Here is a 16,940-nt window from a genome sequence, read left to right on the forward strand (position 1 = left end):
CAAAAATTAATCCCAGTTTTTTATCTAAATATATTTTTAGAAAAAGTAATCTTATTTCTGTTTTTTATATATTTGTCTGACATAATATTTTGAACAATTAATATGACGCCTAAGGCTACTAATATATCGCCGATACTTAATATAAAGAAATTTCCAACAGAAAAAATATTACCTAAGAATTTTAAATTAGAATTTTCGGCTGGTATGAAAAAAATCATTTTACCTGTATGAAGAAGCTCTAACATTTCTGAGCCATATATTTTTGCCACCGCCTCACTAGAAAGAGGAAATTTGAAACTATTAGCTACAAATGTAATTAAGTTAGTACATAATCCAATTAAAGGAATAAAAATAAATTTTTTGTTTATATTAGTGAGTAAAAATATCCCAATTAGAATATAAGAAGATATTAGGAAACCCGTATATAATTTCGAGTTATAATCAAATAATCCTAAGTTCATTATAATAATGCTTAAATATAACAGTGCGGATATGTAAATAAGTGGTTTAAAGTTAAATTGAGCATAGGCAAGTCTTGAAATCTTTCCCCTTCTAACTAAACCAACAATAATTCCTAAAATTAGGGCTTCAATATACATAACTCTATACAATCCTCCATATTTTTCTATTAATATTTTACATTATATTTTACATTATATCAATAAAAATTATTCCAGATTAAATATAAGTCTTGACAAATAATTAGATAAAACAAGCTTTAAGCTTAATATTTGAATATTGACTGGATATAATATATATGTTATTATTTCAGTAAATTATATATATTGGGTATATTAGGAGGTTACTATTTTGCTAGAAGAAGGCTCTATATGGGGTCCATTAGTTTTACAAATTATTTTAATTTTTGTAAATGCAATTTTTGCTTGTGCTGAAATTGCTGTTATTTCAATGAACGATAACAAAATAGCAAAAATGACAGCAGAAGGTAACAAGAAGGCTATAAAAATTTCAAAGTTAACAGATCAACCTTCTCAATTTTTATCTGTAATACAAGTAGGAATTACTTTAGCAGGTTTTTTTGGTAGTGCATTTGCTGCAGATAACTTTGCCAGTAGGTTAACTCATTACTTGCTAAATCTAGGCCTTAATGTTCCTGCGTCAACACTTAATACAATATCTGTTATTATAATTACATTAATACTTTCGTACTTTACATTAGTTTTTGGAGAATTAGTACCAAAGAGAGTAGCAATGAAAAATGCAGAAAAGCTTGCTTTAGCTATGGCAGGATTACTGTATTTTATTTCCAAAGTCTTTGCACCTTTAGTGTGGTTATTGACAGCATCAACAAATACAATTTTGAGAATTATTGGAATTGACCCAAACTCTGAAGATGACGATGTTACAGAGGAGGATATTCGTATGATGATTGATGTTGGAAGTGAGAAAGGTTCAATAAATATAAATGAAAAAGAAATGATTCAAAATGTTTTTGAATTCGATAATAAAACTGCAGAAGAAGTAATGACTCATAGAACAGAAACTATAATACTCTGGTTAGATGAAACGGATGATGAATGGGAAGAAAAAATTATTTCTAATAGACATTCCAGATATCCAGTTTGTGATATTAGTGCTGATAATGTTATAGGAGTTTTGAATATAAAAGATTATTTTAGATTAAAAGATAAATCTAGGGAAAATGTTATGAAAGAGGCAGTGAAGACTGCATATTATGTACCTGAAACAGTTCGTACCGATATATTATTTCAAAATATGAAAAAAAGTAGAAATCATTTTGCACTAGTCTTTGATGAATATGGTGGAATGAGTGGTGTTATAACAATGAATGACTTACTTGAGCAAATAGTAGGTAATTTAGATGATGATAATTTTGAACCAATGCCTAATCTTATAGAAAAAATAGATTCAAATACTTGGAAAATAAAAGGTTCAGCTTATTTAAAGGATGTATCAGAACAGTTAGGAATATTTCTACCAGATGACGACTTCGAAACCTTTGGAGGTTTGGTTTTTGGATCTTTAGGTATTATTCCTGAAGATGGCAGTACTCTTGAATTAGATGAATATGGTCTTAAAATAAAATTGACAGAAATAAAAGGAAGAAGATTAGAAACAGCAATTGTTTATTTAAATAATGATGAAAATAGTAATGAAGGTTAAATTATGTTATTAATGTAATTCTGACTTTGTCATTAATCTGAGGCAGTTATTACTGCCTTTTTATTTGATAATTTAAGTTATATTTAAGATGTATTATATAATATATATAGATTAGGAGGAATTATGGATTATTTATTAGGAAAATTACTTATATTACCTGGAATTTTATTAGGAATTTCTATACATGAATTTGCTCATGGTTATGCAGCAGTACAAATGGGTGACAATACACCATTAATGCAAGGGAGACTGACTTTAAATCCAATTAAACACTTAGACCCCTTTGGTTTTCTTTGTCTTTTGTTATTTGGGTTTGGTTGGGCTAAGCCAGTTATGATTAACTCAAGAAACTTTAATAATCCTAGGAGAGATGATACTATTGTATCAGTAGCGGGACCTTTAGCTAATTTAATAATTGCATTTATATTTACTGGTCTTATGAAGGTTGTAGATACATTCCTGCCTTACAACGCATTTAATCAAATATTATGGATTGTTTTAAGCGGTACAGTTCAGATAAATCTAGTGTTGATGGTATTTAATTTAATTCCAATACCACCTTTAGATGGACACCATATACTAGGAAATATTGTAGGTGCACCTGTATGGAATTTCTATTATAAATATCGTGAACATTTAAGATTTTTTACATTGCTTTTAATTGTATTTGGTTTTGTAGGTAGGTTTATAAGTCCAATGGTGAGTTTTTTCTATAATTTATTAATGAATGTATTCTTTTAGGTGAAATATGAATAAACGAGAGTTAAGAAAAAAAATATTAAATATTAGAAATAATATGAATAAAGAAGATGTTGTTGAAAAAAGCAAAATAATTATGCAAAAAATAATTAATACAGAAGCATATAAAAAAAGTAATACTATCTTTATATATATGGATTTTAAAAACGAGGTAATAACTTCATTTTTAATTAATCAGATGATTTCTGAAAATAAATCTGTAATGATTCCATATACTGATGTAGAAAATATTAATATAATTCCTGTTGAAATTCATAACTTAGAACAAGATTTAAAAAGGTGTTCTTTTGGTTATCTAGAACCTAAAAAGGAATTAATTACACCTGTAGATTTAAAAATAATAGATTTAATTATTGTTCCGGGGGTAGTATTTGACAGAAAATTAAATCGCATAGGATTTGGTAAGGGTTATTATGATAGAATATTGAGTAAAAAAAGAAGTGACACAAAGGCAATAGCAATTGCATATGAGTTTCAAGTATTAAATGAAATTCCTCATGAAGAGCATGATATAAAAATGGATATGATTGTAACAGAAGAAAAAATATACAATTAATTGTCTTTATCTTGCTATGGTAATAACATTAACTTTATTAACTCCGAAGTTAATAAGTGTTTTCGAACATTCATTAGTAGTGGAACCCGTTGTGTAGACATCGTCTACAATCAGTACACTACTATTTTTTATTTTATTAATATTTTTAGTTTTATTTATTGAAAATGCATCTTTTAAGTTTTTTCGTCGCTCTTCCTTACTTTTTTGACTTTGTTTTATTGTTTTTTTAACTCTTTTTAATGCATTTAAGTATGGTATGTTTAATTTATTCGAAATATATCTTGCCACTAATTCTGATTGATTGTAACCTCTTTTTTTCATTTTAGTAGAGTGTAACGGAACAGGAATAATATAATCAAAATTTACATAATTTATATTTATCATATAATCAACTAACAATTTTCCAAATAACTTATAGTAATAAGGTTTATTATAATATTTAAAGCTATAGATACTCTTTTTGATAAGTCCATCATAGAAGAAAGGTGATTTAGAAGATTCAAAATACTTAATATCATTAATACAGTCAGGACATAATAGTACTGACATGTTGTAATCAATAGGTTTAGAACATTTAGTGCATAGAGGAGGTATTAATTTTTTTATAGAACCTTCACAACTGCTGCATATATATTTATCTTCTATCGATTCATCATATATATCGCAAATAAAGCATGTGTTTTTTTCAGGATATAATAGCTCTAAAAATGATTCTATATATGTTTTCATAGAAAACTCCTAAAAAATAATTTATTTTGTCATCTAGCGAAGATTGTAGTGACGCATTGTATGCGTCACAGAGTATGCAATATGTAGAATTAATACATAGATAACATTTCATAATTATTTAAAACAGATGATAACCTGTGATCGAGAGCTGAATTTCTTTTGTCAATTTTATTATTGTCAATCATTAGTTTCATGTATTTTTCAATACCTACTAAAACTACTAAATCTTTTGCTCTTGTAATAGCTGTATAAAATAAATTTCTTGTCAATAACATTGGAGGACCCCAAACCATAGGCATTATTATAACAGGAAATTCACTACCTTGACTTTTGTGAACAGTAGTTGCATAAGATAAAATTAATTCATCTAATTGATTAAAAGGATAAACAACTTCTTTTCCATCATCGAATTCAACGAAAACTTCTTGCTCTATTTCATCTATAAAAACTATATAACCTATATCTCCATTATAAATACCTTCTCCTTTTTGTGTACTATTATCAGGATTTTTGATTATCCACTCTACTTGATAGTTATTTTTAGTTTGCATAACTTTGTCTCCTACACGAAAGGTGTATTTACCAAAAGTTTTCTCTTTTTTTGTTTTATTAGGTGGGTTTACAGCTTCTTGTAATCTATTATTGAGCTCAATTACTCCAACGTCCCCTTTTTTCATAGGTGACAAAATTTGTATATCTTTCACAGGGTTTAGATTATATTTAGATGGTAGTCTGTCTTTATATAGTTCAACTAAAAGTTCTGCAATTTCAGTATTGTTGTTTGCTCTCATAAAGAAAAAATCAGTATCCTTCTTATTATAAATAGGTAATTCGCCTTTGTTTATATTATGAGCATTTTGTACAATCATACTACCTAGTGATTGTCGGAATATTTTATCTAGCATTATGGTTTTAATAGTATTACTTTTAATAATATCAGAAAGAACATTACCAGCACCTACAGATGGAAGCTGATCTATATCTCCAACTAAAATCAATCGAGTTCCTTTTCTTATTGCTTTTAAAAGGTTATTCATAAGAAGTATATCAACCATGGACATTTCATCTACAATTAAAACATCGCAATTCAAAGGGGTATCTTCATTTTTATTAAAAGATAGGTTGCTGTCATTTTCGCCATAGGCATATTCTAATAAACGATGAATTGTCTTTGAATCCTTACCTGTAGATTCTGTCATTCGTTTTGCTGCTCTGCCTGTAGGAGCACAGAGTAAAATTTTTTTATTCAATTTTTCAAAAATACCTATCATCGAACGAATGATAGTGGTTTTACCTGTACCAGGTCCTCCTGTTATTACTGTAATACCATTGATTATTGATTGAATAACAGCTTTCCTTTGCATATCAGTTAGCTCAATAGAGGATTCATTTTCAATTTGCTTAAGTAAAGGGATTATATCTTTCTCCGATACATTAAATTCAATATTTGCTAAGTTTATAAGATTTTTACATACATTAACTTCTGCTATATGATAAGATATATAATAAACAACTTTTAAATCGTTAATAGTTTCAATATGAATTTTGCCTCCAAATGCCATGTTTCCTATTTCATTTTTAGCATAATCTAAACTTATGTCTAACAAAGAACTAACTTTTTCTAATAAAATGTCCATTGAAACATATGTGTGTCCATTAGCGGCATACTCCATTAAGGTATATTTAATACCGGATTCTATTCTAAAAGGAGATACTTTTTCTACACCAAGAGAAAATGCAATTTTATCAGCAAGTTTAAATCCAATGCCATATATATCATCAGTGAGTTTGTAGGGATTTTCTTTTATTATATTTATTGTATTTTTTCCATACTCTTTATATATTTTAATACCATAGTTGGTGCTTATACCATGGTTTTGCAAGAACATCATAATTTCCTTTATATCTACTTGTTCAGTAAAACTTTTTGATATCATTGAAGCTTTTATTTCTCCGATTCCTTCAACATCAGTTAATTTTTCAGGATTATTATGAATAATATTAAAGGTATCTTCTTTAAATTTTTCAACAATTTTTTTAGCTGTAAATTTTCCGATCCCCTTTATTAAACCAGAAGATAAATAATTTTCTATTTGTTCTAAACTGGAGGGTAAAACAGTATTATACATCTCCACTTTAAATTGTTCTCCATATTTAGGGTGGTTTACTCTTTTACCGAAAATTTCTAACGTTTCACTCGTAACATCAGTTCCAAAAACTCCAGTAATAGTTATGATTTCATTTTCAGCCTCTATTAATGCAACAGTATATCCATTTTCATTATTGCGAAAAATTGTTTCGATGATTGTACCTTTGAGAGATTCCATTAACAAACTCCTTAAGTTTCTAAATACTAAAAAAATTATATCACAAAAGGTCATAACTTAGTAATATAAATTAAGTAATTAATAAAAATTAGCTTTTAAAAGTAAATAAATTGTGATAAAGTAAGTATCGATAAGATAAAATTTAAAATAATTTAGGTAAAATAAATAATTATATGCAATAATAAATAACAATGAATTTGGAAAGGAATAAATCAAATCATGTCAAAAGAAAACTTTATTAAAAGTGCTGCTATATTAAGTATTGCAGGATTTATAGTAAAAATATTGGGAGCAATATATAGAATCCCATTAACAAATCTTATAGGAACAGAAGGTATAGGTTATTATCAACCTGCTTATAATATATATAATCTTTTGTTGGTTGTATCTTTAGCAGGATTTCCAACGGCTATAGCAAAATTGGTTTCAGAAAAAAGAGCTTTACATAACTATGAAGGTGCTTACCAGGTATTTAAAATATCTCGCTGGGGGTTATTTTCAATAGGAATTATATCATCTCTATTTATTTTAATTTTTGCTAGACAAATTGTAAATTTCATAGGTTTTCCTGGGGCTTACTATTCTATGGTAGCATTGGTACCTGCATTATTTGCTGTACCTTTATTATCAGCATATAGAGGATTTTTCCAAGGAACTCAAAATATGACTCCTATTGCTTTCTCTCAAATTATTGAGCAAGTATTCAGAGTTACAGTAGGGTATTACTTGGCATATATTTTTATTGATAGAGGCCTCAAAGAAGCAGCAGCAGGTGCTACATTTGGAGCTTCCGCAGGAGGAGTTGCAGCCTTTATTTTAATTTTCATTATATTTTTTATAAATAATAGAAGAATAAAGGATGAAATTAAGTTATCAACTAATAATAAATTAGAACCAACTTGGGAAATAGTAAAAAGTCTATTATACATAGCTATACCAATTACAATAGGCGCCTCTATAGCCCCTTTAATGGGATTAATGGATTCTTATATTGTTTCAAATAGATTAGCTATACATGGTTATACAGATATTCAAATAGCAGATATGTTTGGCGAGCTAAGTGGAACAGCACAAACTTTGATTAATTTTCCTCAGGTATTTTCAACAGCTGTTGCAATGAGTTTAGTTCCTGCAATTACGGAGGCCTTTACTAAGAGACAATATAAAAAGTTAAATCATACATCTAACGCAGGTGTAAGATTATCATTAATAATTGGGTTACCTTGTGGTATTGGACTTTATATGCTTGCAGAACCTATTATTGCACTTTTATATTCATCAATAGGTCCGGAAAAACATGCTAGTGCAGGAGCTTTATTGGAAATTTTAGCTATAAGCGTTATATTTCTTACTCTTGTTCAAGCATTTACAGCTATACTTCAATCAATTAACAAACAATTTCATCCAGTTAAAAATTTAAGTATAGGTTTAATAGTAAAAGTAGTTTTATCATATATTTTAATAGGAATACCATCATTGAATATAAAAGGAGCTGCTATTAGTACTACGGTTGCATACTTTGTTGTAGCTATTTTAAATTTATATGATATAAATTTAAAATCTAAAATTAAAATTAATATAATTAAAATTTCTGCAAAACCACTTTTATCAACAGCAATAATGGGAATGTCAGTATGGGTATCATTTAATATATTTACTTCAGTTTTAGATATAAGACAAAGTATCTCTACATTAATGTCAATAGGAATTGCAGGTATAGTTTATATAATTTGTTTATTTACTACAGGTGCAATAACTCAGGAGGATTTAGAGCTTATACCAAAAGGAGAAAAACTAAAGAAATTTGTGAGGAAGTAATATGAATACAGTTCAAATAATTGGATTAGGAACAGGTGGAATAGATGACCTTTCACTTAAGGCTTATAAGGCATTGTCTGAAGACATTCCTACTTATACTAGAACAGATAGACATTCTATAATAAAAGAGTTAAGGGAAAAACAAAATATAGAATCATTTGATTATTTTTTTGATAAATATGAGTCATTTGAAGATGTTTATGATGGAATAACAAAAAAAATAGTTGAATTATCAGAAAAATATGGTAAAATTAATTATTGTACTGCTGGTAGTCCTTATTATGGTGATATAATAACAAAAAAGATAATTAATGAATATAATGAAGACCTAAATATAATAATAATAGATGGAATGAGTTTTCTAGATAAATGCATTAAGCTTTCTGGTTTTACTGACTACAATAGTATTAGTATTTTGGACTGTTTAGAAGTTGATGAATTTTCATTTGATATTAATTCTTTAAATATTATTACTCAAGTTTATGATAATGATTTAGCTTCTCAATTAAAAATAAAGCTAATGGAAATATATCCAGAGGATTCTGAAGTTCTATATATTGAAATTTTTACTGAAAAAGTGAAAAAAATACCTTTATATTGTCTTGATCAAGAAAAAAAATATGGATTTTCAACATATTTTTGTATTCTGCCTATTGAAATATCTGAAAAACCATTGTATAATATTAGTAATCTTTGCAGGATAGTGAAAATACTAAGAGGACCTGACGGATGTCCATGGGATAGAAAACAAACCATGTTATCTATAAGACAACATGTAATCGAGGAAGCCTACGAAGTTGTAGATGCCATAGATAATATGGATTATGATAACCTTGTAGAAGAACTTGGGGATTTACTATTTCAGGTAGTTTTTCACGCGGAGTTAGGCAGTGAGGAAGGATATTTCAATTTAAGTGATATAATAACAAATCTTTGTAAAAAAATGTATACAAGACATCCTCATGTTTTTGGTGATGTAAAGACTAATAATGTTGATGAGGCTCTTCAAAGTTGGGAGGCTTCAAAACAAAAAGAAAAAAATATTAATACTTATACTGAAAACTTAAGGGATGTGCCAAAGGCATTGTCTCCCCTTAGCAGGAGTTACAAGGTTCAAAAGAGGGCTGCTGATGTAGGATTTGATTGGCCAGATATAACAGGAACCTTAGATAAAATTAAGGAAGAACTCTTTGAATTTATTGAGGAATATGAAAATAAAAACTTTGACAATATGGAAGAAGAGTTTGGGGATTTATTGTTTGCTATGGTTAACTTTGCGAGGTTTATGAAAATAAATCCAGACATAGCATTAAACAAAACAATAAATAAATTCATTAATAGATTTGAATTTATTGAGCAAAATGCCACTAAGAACTTACGACAAATGACTCTGAAAGAAATGGATGAGTTATGGGAAAAATCAAAGATTCCAAAAGGAATTTAGATAAAAAAATAAACTACAATTTTAAAGGAGGGTTTTTTGTGAATAAAGCTGAATTAATTGCTAGTGTTGCAGAAAAAACTGGATTTACTAAGAAAGACGCAGAAAAAGCATTGAATGGTTTCATGGAAACAATAAAAGAAGAATTAGTATCAGGTGGTAAAGTTCAATTAGTTGGATTTGGAACTTTTGAAGTAAGAGACAGAAAAGAAAGACAAGGAAGAAATCCTAGAAATCCTGGTGAAACAATTGATATTCCAGCTTCAAAGGCACCTGTATTCAAAGCTGGCAAATCTTTAAAAGAAGCAGTAAACAAATAAACATGTACTTATTGAAGGATTCCTTCTAAATTAATTATTCTTATAAAAGCCGTCATAAAATTGACGGCTTTTTAAATAAAGGCGCAAATATATGGTATAAAATGTCATGTTAACGATAATAATATAAAAATATATAAAGGAGTGGATTTATGCAATTAGACAAAGTAAAGAGCTTACCAAAAAAATTATTAGAAAATATAGATGAAGTTGAACGTCTTTCCGTTTATTTAGTACAAGATTATAGTAATCAATTTCTTAGAAGGTTAGTGGACTTTGGTGAAAATATTTTTGGAGAACTTGGAATGGACGAGTGGGGACTAGTTCCACAAATAAGACATGGAAATGTCTATGTTTTAAAAGAAGAAGATAAAAAACCTATTTTCGGATTAGCAATTCTTATGAGAGATTGGGAAGACGCTGACAAAGTATATCTTTTTGATTATGCTATTATTGAGGCGCTACAAGGAAAAAAACTAGGCTATAACTTTTTGAAAGTAATTGTTCGAAATATAAAGGAGCAAGGTTTTAAGAGAATGGGATTAACAGTAGATATAGAAAATGAACCAGCTATTAATCTTTATAAAAAAATTGGATTTAAAATACTTGAAATGAGCGAAGATGAATATGGAAAATCTCATGACAGATATATTATGGAATTAGAATTTGACGGAGTTAATTTTTAAAAAATGTATTTATATGTATTGACATTATAAAATATGGGAAGTATAATCTTAATGCAAATAATTTGCAATTAGGAGGTTAACATGTTTGGTATTGTCAAGGAAACAATAATAGATTCATTTAAAATATTACCATTTTTATTTGCTGCCTATCTTATTATAGAATTTATAGAAAAAAAATCATCAGATATATTGACAAATAGTTTAAGAAAGTTTGGTGTTGTGGGGGGGGCTTTATTAGGAAGTTTTCCTCAATGTGGTTTTTCCGTGGCTGCATCTAATCTATATACTGGAAAAATAATTACGGTGGGAACATTGATAGCTATTTTTTTATCTACATCTGACGAAGCAATTCCTATTTTATTAGCTTATCCAGATAATTTTAATTTAATAATGAAGTTAATAGGAATTAAAATAATAATTGCAATAATAGCAGGTTTTTTTGCCGATGTGTTTTTAAAAAAGTATTTTAAGCAAAACAAGTTATTAAAGCAAGATGAAATAAAAGTATTGCATAATCATATGTTTGATTGTGATGATGATGAGGGTATTATAAAATCTGCTATAAAGCATACATTGAATATTTTTGTTTTTATTGTAATAACAATTTTTCTGTTAAATTTAATCTTAGAGTATATAGGAAGTGAAAACCTTTCAAAGGTATTGTTAGCTGATAACATATTTCAACCAGCTCTTGCATCAATTATTGGATTCATACCAAATTGTGCGTCTTCTGTAATATTAACACAATTGTACTTATCTGATAGCATTAGTTTAGGTTCATTAATTGCTGGTTTAAGTACAGGTTCAGGAGTTGGTTTGATAGTTTTATTTAAGGTTAATGATAATATAAAGATAAATTTAAAAATAATGTTGTACTTATTTATTATAGGAACGTTGGCAGGTTCAATAGTACAAATATTTTATTAGAGGTGTACAAAGATGGAAAATTTATTAAAAAAGGCATCTTTAAAAAACACAAAGCAAAGAAGTTACATATTATCAGTGATTATGACATCTGAAGGTCCTATTGCTGCAGAAGAAATATATAAATCACTTTTAAATGAGAATAAAAAAATAAATTTATCTACAGTATATAGAACAATAAATGTACTTTCAGAGAAAGGCGTACTTTTAAAAACTATCAGAGAGGATGGAACTGCTTCATATCAGTTAAATGATTTATCACATAATCATTATTTGACTTGCTGTGTTTGTCATAGTTCTGTTCTTATGGATGATTGTCCAATTGTAGAGTTAAGTGAAAGAATAAGTAAGGAAACTGGTTATAAGGTAACCGGTCATAGTTTACAATTGATTGGTGTATGTCCTAATTGTTTAAAAAATAATTATAAAAAATAAATGCAACAGTTTAGTTTGTTGCATTTATTTTTTACGTTACATGACTTTTCCTTTAGTAGTACCAAGATATGCTTCTTTAACACGTTCGTCTTGTAATAAATTGTTACCTGTGCCTTCCATCTTTATATTACCTGTTTCAAGCACATATCCATAGTCTGCAACCTTTAATGCTTTGTTAGCATTTTGTTCAATTAATAGTATTGTAGTTCCCTGTTTGTTAATTTCCGTTATAATATCAAAAATATCATTAACGATAAGTGGAGCAAGACCTAAGGAGGGTTCGTCCATCATAATAAGTTTTGGCTTAGACATTAAAGCTCTCCCAACAGCAAGCATTTGTTGTTCTCCACCAGATAGTGTACCGGCTAATTGCCAAGAACGTTCCTTTAATCTTGGAAATAAATAATAGACTTTTTCTATGCTTTCTTCAATTCCTTCATTTTGAAGATAAGCACCAATTTTCAAATTTTCCAATACAGAAAGGTTTGCGAAAACTCTTCGTCCTTCTGGTACTAATGTTATTCCTTTAGCTACAATGTTTATAGTTTCCATACCAATGATATTTTCATCCTGAAAAATAATTTCACCTTGCCCTGGTTTAACAAGATTCATAATTGTTCTCAATGTTGTGCTTTTTCCAGCACCATTTGCTCCTATTAATGTTACTATCGACTTTTTTGGAACGTGTATACTTATTCCTTTAACCGCTTCTATTCCTCCATAGCTGACATGCAAATTATTAATTTTAAGCATTTTCATCCACCCCCAGATAGGCCTCTATTACTCTCGGGTTATTTTTAACTTCATCTGCTGTACCTTGAGCAATTAATTCACCAAAATCCAAAACATAAATATTATCTGATATCTCCATTACTAAATCCATATGATGTTCTATCATAAAAATAGTCAGTTCAAATTCATCTCTAATAGTGTGGATAAATGATGAAAGTTCCATTGTTTCATGTGGATTCATACCAGCAGCTGGCTCGTCTAATAATAATAGTTTTGCATCAGTTGCAAGAGCTCTTGCTATTTCTAGTTTCCTTTGTTCTCCATAGGGTAGAGAATTAGCAATTTCACTTTTCAGTTTTAAAAGTCCCAGCTTGTCTAATAACATTTCTGATTTTTCTTTTATTTGTCTTTCTTCTGTATTTGCCCATGGCATTCGTAATGCACTCGACATAAAATTACTTTTAATATGCAAATGATTAGCAATTAAAATATTATCTAAAACAGTAAGATTCTTAAATAACCGAATATTTTGAAAAGTTCTTGCTATACCTTTCATAGTTATTTTATCAGGTTGTAGACCTGTTATATTCTCGTTGTTATATGAAACATTTCCTTTAGTTGGATAGTATACTCCTGTTATTATATTAAAAGCTGTTGTTTTTCCAGCTCCATTAGGACCGATTAGAGCTTCAATACGACCTTTTTCAACTTCTATATTAAGATTATTGACAGCTACAACACCACCAAATTGCATTGTTACATTAGCTAATTTTAGAACGTTCAATGTGTAGCACCTCCTTTTGTTGTCTTTTTATGAGGAGTTTTTTTCTTATTAATATATTTATCTAGTAAATCCCATGAGAGTTCCTTTTGTCCTAAAATACCATTTCTAAAGAATAGAACAAGAATCATAAGCAATGCTGAGAATACAACCATTCTTAGTCCAGCACGGAAAATTGGTATATTTACTCCGAATATTATAAGAGTGTCATCGAAAAATCTTAATACTTCAAGGCCAACTGTTACAACGAAAGATGCTATAACTGTACCTGATATACTTCCCATGCCACCTAACACTATTATCAGAAGAAAATTGTAAGTCATTGTAAAATAAAATTGTTTAGGATCAACAGTTCCTAATAAAGAGGCTAATAATCCACCTCCTATACCAGCAAAAAATGCTCCTATAGCAAAAGATAGAACTTTATGTTTAAATAAATTTATACCCATTGCCTCAGCTGCAATATCATCTTCTCGGATAGCTTTAAATGCTCTTCCATAGCTTGAATTTATTAGAAGAACAATAAAAACAACTGAAATTATTGCAATTCCAAAGAAAACCCACATAGTTGGCATTTCAGGTATACTTTTAATTCCTAAAGCTCCGTTTGTTATGGTTTTTGTATTTGTGAAAACAATACGAATTATTTCTGAGAATCCTAATGTTGCTATAGCTAAATAATCACTTTTTAAACGTAGAACAGGCATGCCTATTAATATTGCAACAAGGGCAGCGAATAGCCCCCCTAAAATAAGAGCTACTACGAAGGGTAGTTGAATTTGTGCTAAAATAGGATTCTGTGGTATAACATAAAATATATTAGGGCGATATTCAATTGGAACAGTAAAAATAGCGACAGTATATGCACCAATTGCCATAAACCCTGCTTGGCCAAGTGAAAATAAACCTGTAAAACCATTTACCAAATTCATAGAAACACTTACGATAGTATAAATTGCTGCAAGATTTAATACACGCCTAACATAATCATCACCAATTATGTCAAAATCTAATAAAACAACAATGGTTGCAAAAATAACTATTAATAGTATATTTTTTAATAAATTTTTATTAGTATTATTAGTAATCATACTTTATCAGTCACCTTCTCTCCAAGAAGTCCAGTTGGTTTAACCAACAATACTACAATTAAAATAATAAATGCTATTGCATCTCTATAACCAGTTAGTGAAGGTAAAAAAGAAACTAGCATAATTTCAGACATACCTAAAATAAAGCCACCTAGAACAGCACCAGTTGTATTACCAATACCACCAAGAACTGCAGCAATAAAACATTTCAATCCTGGCATAACACCCATTAATGGTATGACTGATGGATATTTAGAGCCCCACAATATAGCACCAATTGCAGCAAGACCTGATCCAATAACGAAAGTAGTTGATATAACCTTATTAATATTGATTCCCATTAAACGAGCTGTTTCATAATCTTTAGATACTGCTCTCATTGCCATACCTATTTTGGTTTTGTTAGTAATAAATAAAACGAAAATAAGCATAATTAAGGTTACTATGGGAGTTATAACTGTAACTACTGATAAGGAAATATTTCCAAAACTTATTGATTTAGTTAATATTTCTATATCAGGAAAACCTTTAGGAACTCCTGTAAATAAGTAAACGGCAAGGTTTTCCAAAAGAAATGACATACCAATTGCTGAAATCATTATAGACATACGTGGAGCATCACGAAGAGGTTTATAAGCTATTTTTTCAATGAGAACACCTAAAGCAATTGTTACAACTATTACTATAATAGTTGATATGTACCATGGTAAAGAAAAATTTATCATACTAAATACCATAAAATAAGCTGCCATCATAAAAATATCACCATGTGCAAAGTTAATTAGTCTAAGAATACCATAAACCATGGTGTATCCTATGGCAATAAGTGAATAAAGGCTTCCTATGGAAATACCATTAGCAACTTGTTGTAAAAAAATTTGAATAGTCATATTATATTCCTCCAATAAGGATAACATAAATTGTAAAAAGGCGAACGAGAAGTTCGCCCCTTTTTTAATAAATTTTGTTATTTAACTTCTACTGTATCAATGTATACGAACTGGCCATCTTGAACGGTTTTAATTACAGCAATACTTTTATCTGCATCTCCCTCTTCAGTGAAGTTAATTACACCAGTTACACCTTCGAAATTCTCAGTTGCTGCTATTGCATCACGAATAGCTGTGCCATCTGTTGAACCAGCGCGTTCTATAGCATCACGTACCAAAATGTAAGCATCATATCCTAAAGCTGAAACAGCAGGTATGATAGGTTCAGTGTCACCTAATTCAGCCTTATAACCTTCAACAAATTTCTTTGCCTCTTCTGTTGCAGGATCATTTTCATCAAAGAATGTTGATAATACAATTCCTTCTGCATCATTACCAGCAACATCGATAACTGCAGGGTTTTCCCAAGTATCTCCTCCCATTATGAGACTTTCAATGCCAAGAGCTCGGGCCTGTTTTATAATCAATGGTGCTGTTGTCGCTGAACTTGGGGCAAAGATTACATCAGGGTTTTTTGCCTTAACATTTGTAAGAATTGCATTAAAATCGGTATCATTAACTTGGAATTCAGATACATCTACTATACTATTTTCGTCATTAGTTAATTCTTTAAAGGCATTAATAAAGAAGTTACCAAGGCCAATAGAGTAATCATCACCATTTTGCATTATAACAGCAGCAGTTTTTGCACCTTGATCTAATGCGTAATTTGCCATAACTTTACCTTGGAAAGGATCTAGAAAACATGCACGAAAATAGTAATCATTTCCTTGAGTAACCATTGGATTTGTACAGGAAGCACCCATAGTAGGAATTTGTTTGTTTTTAATAATGTCTCCTGCAGCAATTGATACACCTGAACCATATGATCCAATAATAGCTACAACGTTTTCTTTTTCGATTAACCGAGATACTGCTGTAGTTGCTTCACCTTTATCAGTTTTATTATCTACTACAACTAGCTCAATTTTTTTGCCTAAAACTTCTGGGTAAATTTTATTTGCATATTCAATACCACCGAGTTCTTGTAAACCTCCGCCTCCATTTTCTCCTGTTAGAGGTTCAAAAACACCAATTTTTATTACATCTGATTCACCTGTATCGGCATTACCATCAGTTGTAGCTCCATTATTGTTGGAACATCCTGTAAATAATGAAAGCACCATTACTAGGCATAAAAATAATGAAATTAACTTTTTCATATCTCTCTCCTTAAGATTATAAAATTTCTATGATTATAACATTTGAT

Annotated in this window: 17 protein-coding genes; 9 read left to right on the forward strand and 8 right to left on the reverse strand. The window is 29.2% G+C overall.

The window, feature by feature from the left end:
• Positions 1-20: 20 nt before the first annotated feature.
• Positions 21-599, reverse strand: a complete 579-nt coding sequence (locus U8307_RS06910) for a DUF5317 family protein (protein WP_326911400.1) — start codon at positions 597-599, stop codon at positions 21-23.
• 211 nt (positions 600-810) lie between these two features.
• On the opposite strand from U8307_RS06910, the gene U8307_RS06915 reads away from it, so the two are divergent.
• The 3 genes from U8307_RS06915 to U8307_RS06925 all read left to right on the forward strand — a co-directional run bounded on the left by U8307_RS06915 (position 811) and on the right by U8307_RS06925 (position 3,460).
• Complete coding sequence (locus U8307_RS06915; protein ID WP_326911403.1) at positions 811-2,145, forward strand: hemolysin family protein; 1,335 nt, start codon at positions 811-813, stop codon at positions 2,143-2,145.
• A gap of 123 nt (positions 2,146-2,268) precedes the next feature.
• Entirely contained in the window at positions 2,269-2,886 is a 618-nt protein-coding gene (locus U8307_RS06920; protein ID WP_326911404.1) for a site-2 protease family protein, read from the forward strand.
• 7 nt (positions 2,887-2,893) lie between these two features.
• Complete coding sequence (locus tag U8307_RS06925; RefSeq protein WP_326911405.1) at positions 2,894-3,460, forward strand: 5-formyltetrahydrofolate cyclo-ligase; 567 nt, start codon at positions 2,894-2,896, stop codon at positions 3,458-3,460.
• Positions 3,461-3,466: 6 nt separating this feature from the next.
• Here the strand turns inward: U8307_RS06925 and U8307_RS06930 are convergent, their stop codons facing one another.
• Both U8307_RS06930 and recD2 read right to left on the reverse strand, forming a co-directional pair.
• Positions 3,467-4,189, reverse strand: coding sequence for a ComF family protein (locus tag U8307_RS06930; RefSeq protein WP_326911407.1), 723 nt, complete (start codon positions 4,187-4,189; stop codon positions 3,467-3,469).
• A gap of 89 nt (positions 4,190-4,278) precedes the next feature.
• On the reverse strand, positions 4,279-6,516 hold the full coding sequence (recD2, locus tag U8307_RS06935; protein ID WP_326911409.1) for an SF1B family DNA helicase RecD2: 2,238 nt from the start codon (positions 6,514-6,516) through the stop codon (positions 4,279-4,281).
• A 219-nt stretch (positions 6,517-6,735) separates the two neighbouring features.
• Between recD2 and U8307_RS06940 the strand changes: the two genes are divergently transcribed.
• From U8307_RS06940 to U8307_RS06965, 6 genes are all read left to right on the forward strand, one after another.
• Positions 6,736-8,334 (forward strand): putative polysaccharide biosynthesis protein, encoded by a 1,599-nt coding sequence (locus U8307_RS06940; RefSeq protein ID WP_326911411.1) that lies wholly within the window; start codon positions 6,736-6,738, stop codon positions 8,332-8,334.
• 1 nt (position 8,335) lies between these two features.
• The gene (mazG, locus tag U8307_RS06945) at positions 8,336-9,778 is read left to right on the forward strand and encodes a nucleoside triphosphate pyrophosphohydrolase (RefSeq protein WP_326911413.1); all 1,443 of its coding nucleotides are present in this window, start codon (positions 8,336-8,338) and stop codon (positions 9,776-9,778) included.
• Between the two features lie 38 nt (positions 9,779-9,816).
• The gene (locus U8307_RS06950; RefSeq protein ID WP_326911415.1) at positions 9,817-10,095 is read left to right on the forward strand and encodes an HU family DNA-binding protein; all 279 of its coding nucleotides are present in this window, start codon (positions 9,817-9,819) and stop codon (positions 10,093-10,095) included.
• Positions 10,096-10,244: 149 nt separating this feature from the next.
• Complete coding sequence (locus U8307_RS06955) at positions 10,245-10,778, forward strand: GNAT family N-acetyltransferase (protein ID WP_326911417.1); 534 nt, start codon at positions 10,245-10,247, stop codon at positions 10,776-10,778.
• A gap of 81 nt (positions 10,779-10,859) precedes the next feature.
• A complete protein-coding gene (locus U8307_RS06960; RefSeq protein ID WP_326911419.1) occupies positions 10,860-11,705 on the forward strand; it encodes a putative manganese transporter in 846 nt (281 codons plus the stop codon).
• A gap of 12 nt (positions 11,706-11,717) precedes the next feature.
• On the forward strand, positions 11,718-12,137 hold the full coding sequence (locus U8307_RS06965; protein WP_326911421.1) for a Fur family transcriptional regulator: 420 nt from the start codon (positions 11,718-11,720) through the stop codon (positions 12,135-12,137).
• Positions 12,138-12,173: 36 nt separating this feature from the next.
• Here U8307_RS06965 and U8307_RS06970 read toward each other — a convergent pair whose 3' ends face one another.
• The 5 genes from U8307_RS06970 to U8307_RS06990 all read right to left on the reverse strand — a co-directional run bounded on the left by U8307_RS06970 (position 12,174) and on the right by U8307_RS06990 (position 16,893).
• A complete protein-coding gene (locus tag U8307_RS06970; RefSeq protein WP_326911423.1) occupies positions 12,174-12,890 on the reverse strand; it encodes an ABC transporter ATP-binding protein in 717 nt (238 codons plus the stop codon).
• Positions 12,883-13,653 (reverse strand): ABC transporter ATP-binding protein, encoded by a 771-nt coding sequence (locus U8307_RS06975; RefSeq protein WP_326911425.1) that lies wholly within the window; start codon positions 13,651-13,653, stop codon positions 12,883-12,885. The genes U8307_RS06970 and U8307_RS06975 overlap by 8 nt, the downstream gene beginning before the upstream one ends.
• On the reverse strand, positions 13,650-14,741 hold the full coding sequence (locus tag U8307_RS06980) for a branched-chain amino acid ABC transporter permease (RefSeq protein WP_326911426.1): 1,092 nt from the start codon (positions 14,739-14,741) through the stop codon (positions 13,650-13,652). The genes U8307_RS06975 and U8307_RS06980 overlap by 4 nt, the downstream gene beginning before the upstream one ends.
• On the reverse strand, positions 14,738-15,631 hold the full coding sequence (locus tag U8307_RS06985) for a branched-chain amino acid ABC transporter permease (RefSeq protein WP_326911428.1): 894 nt from the start codon (positions 15,629-15,631) through the stop codon (positions 14,738-14,740). The genes U8307_RS06980 and U8307_RS06985 overlap by 4 nt, the downstream gene beginning before the upstream one ends.
• Positions 15,632-15,708: 77 nt before the next feature.
• Positions 15,709-16,893, reverse strand: a complete 1,185-nt coding sequence (locus U8307_RS06990) for an ABC transporter substrate-binding protein (protein WP_326911430.1) — start codon at positions 16,891-16,893, stop codon at positions 15,709-15,711.
• Positions 16,894-16,940: the final 47 nt, after the last annotated feature.

Origin of the sequence: Sedimentibacter sp. MB31-C6 (genome assembly GCF_035934735.1) — a bacterium.
Taxonomy (GTDB): domain Bacteria; phylum Bacillota; class Clostridia; order Tissierellales; family Sedimentibacteraceae; genus Sedimentibacter.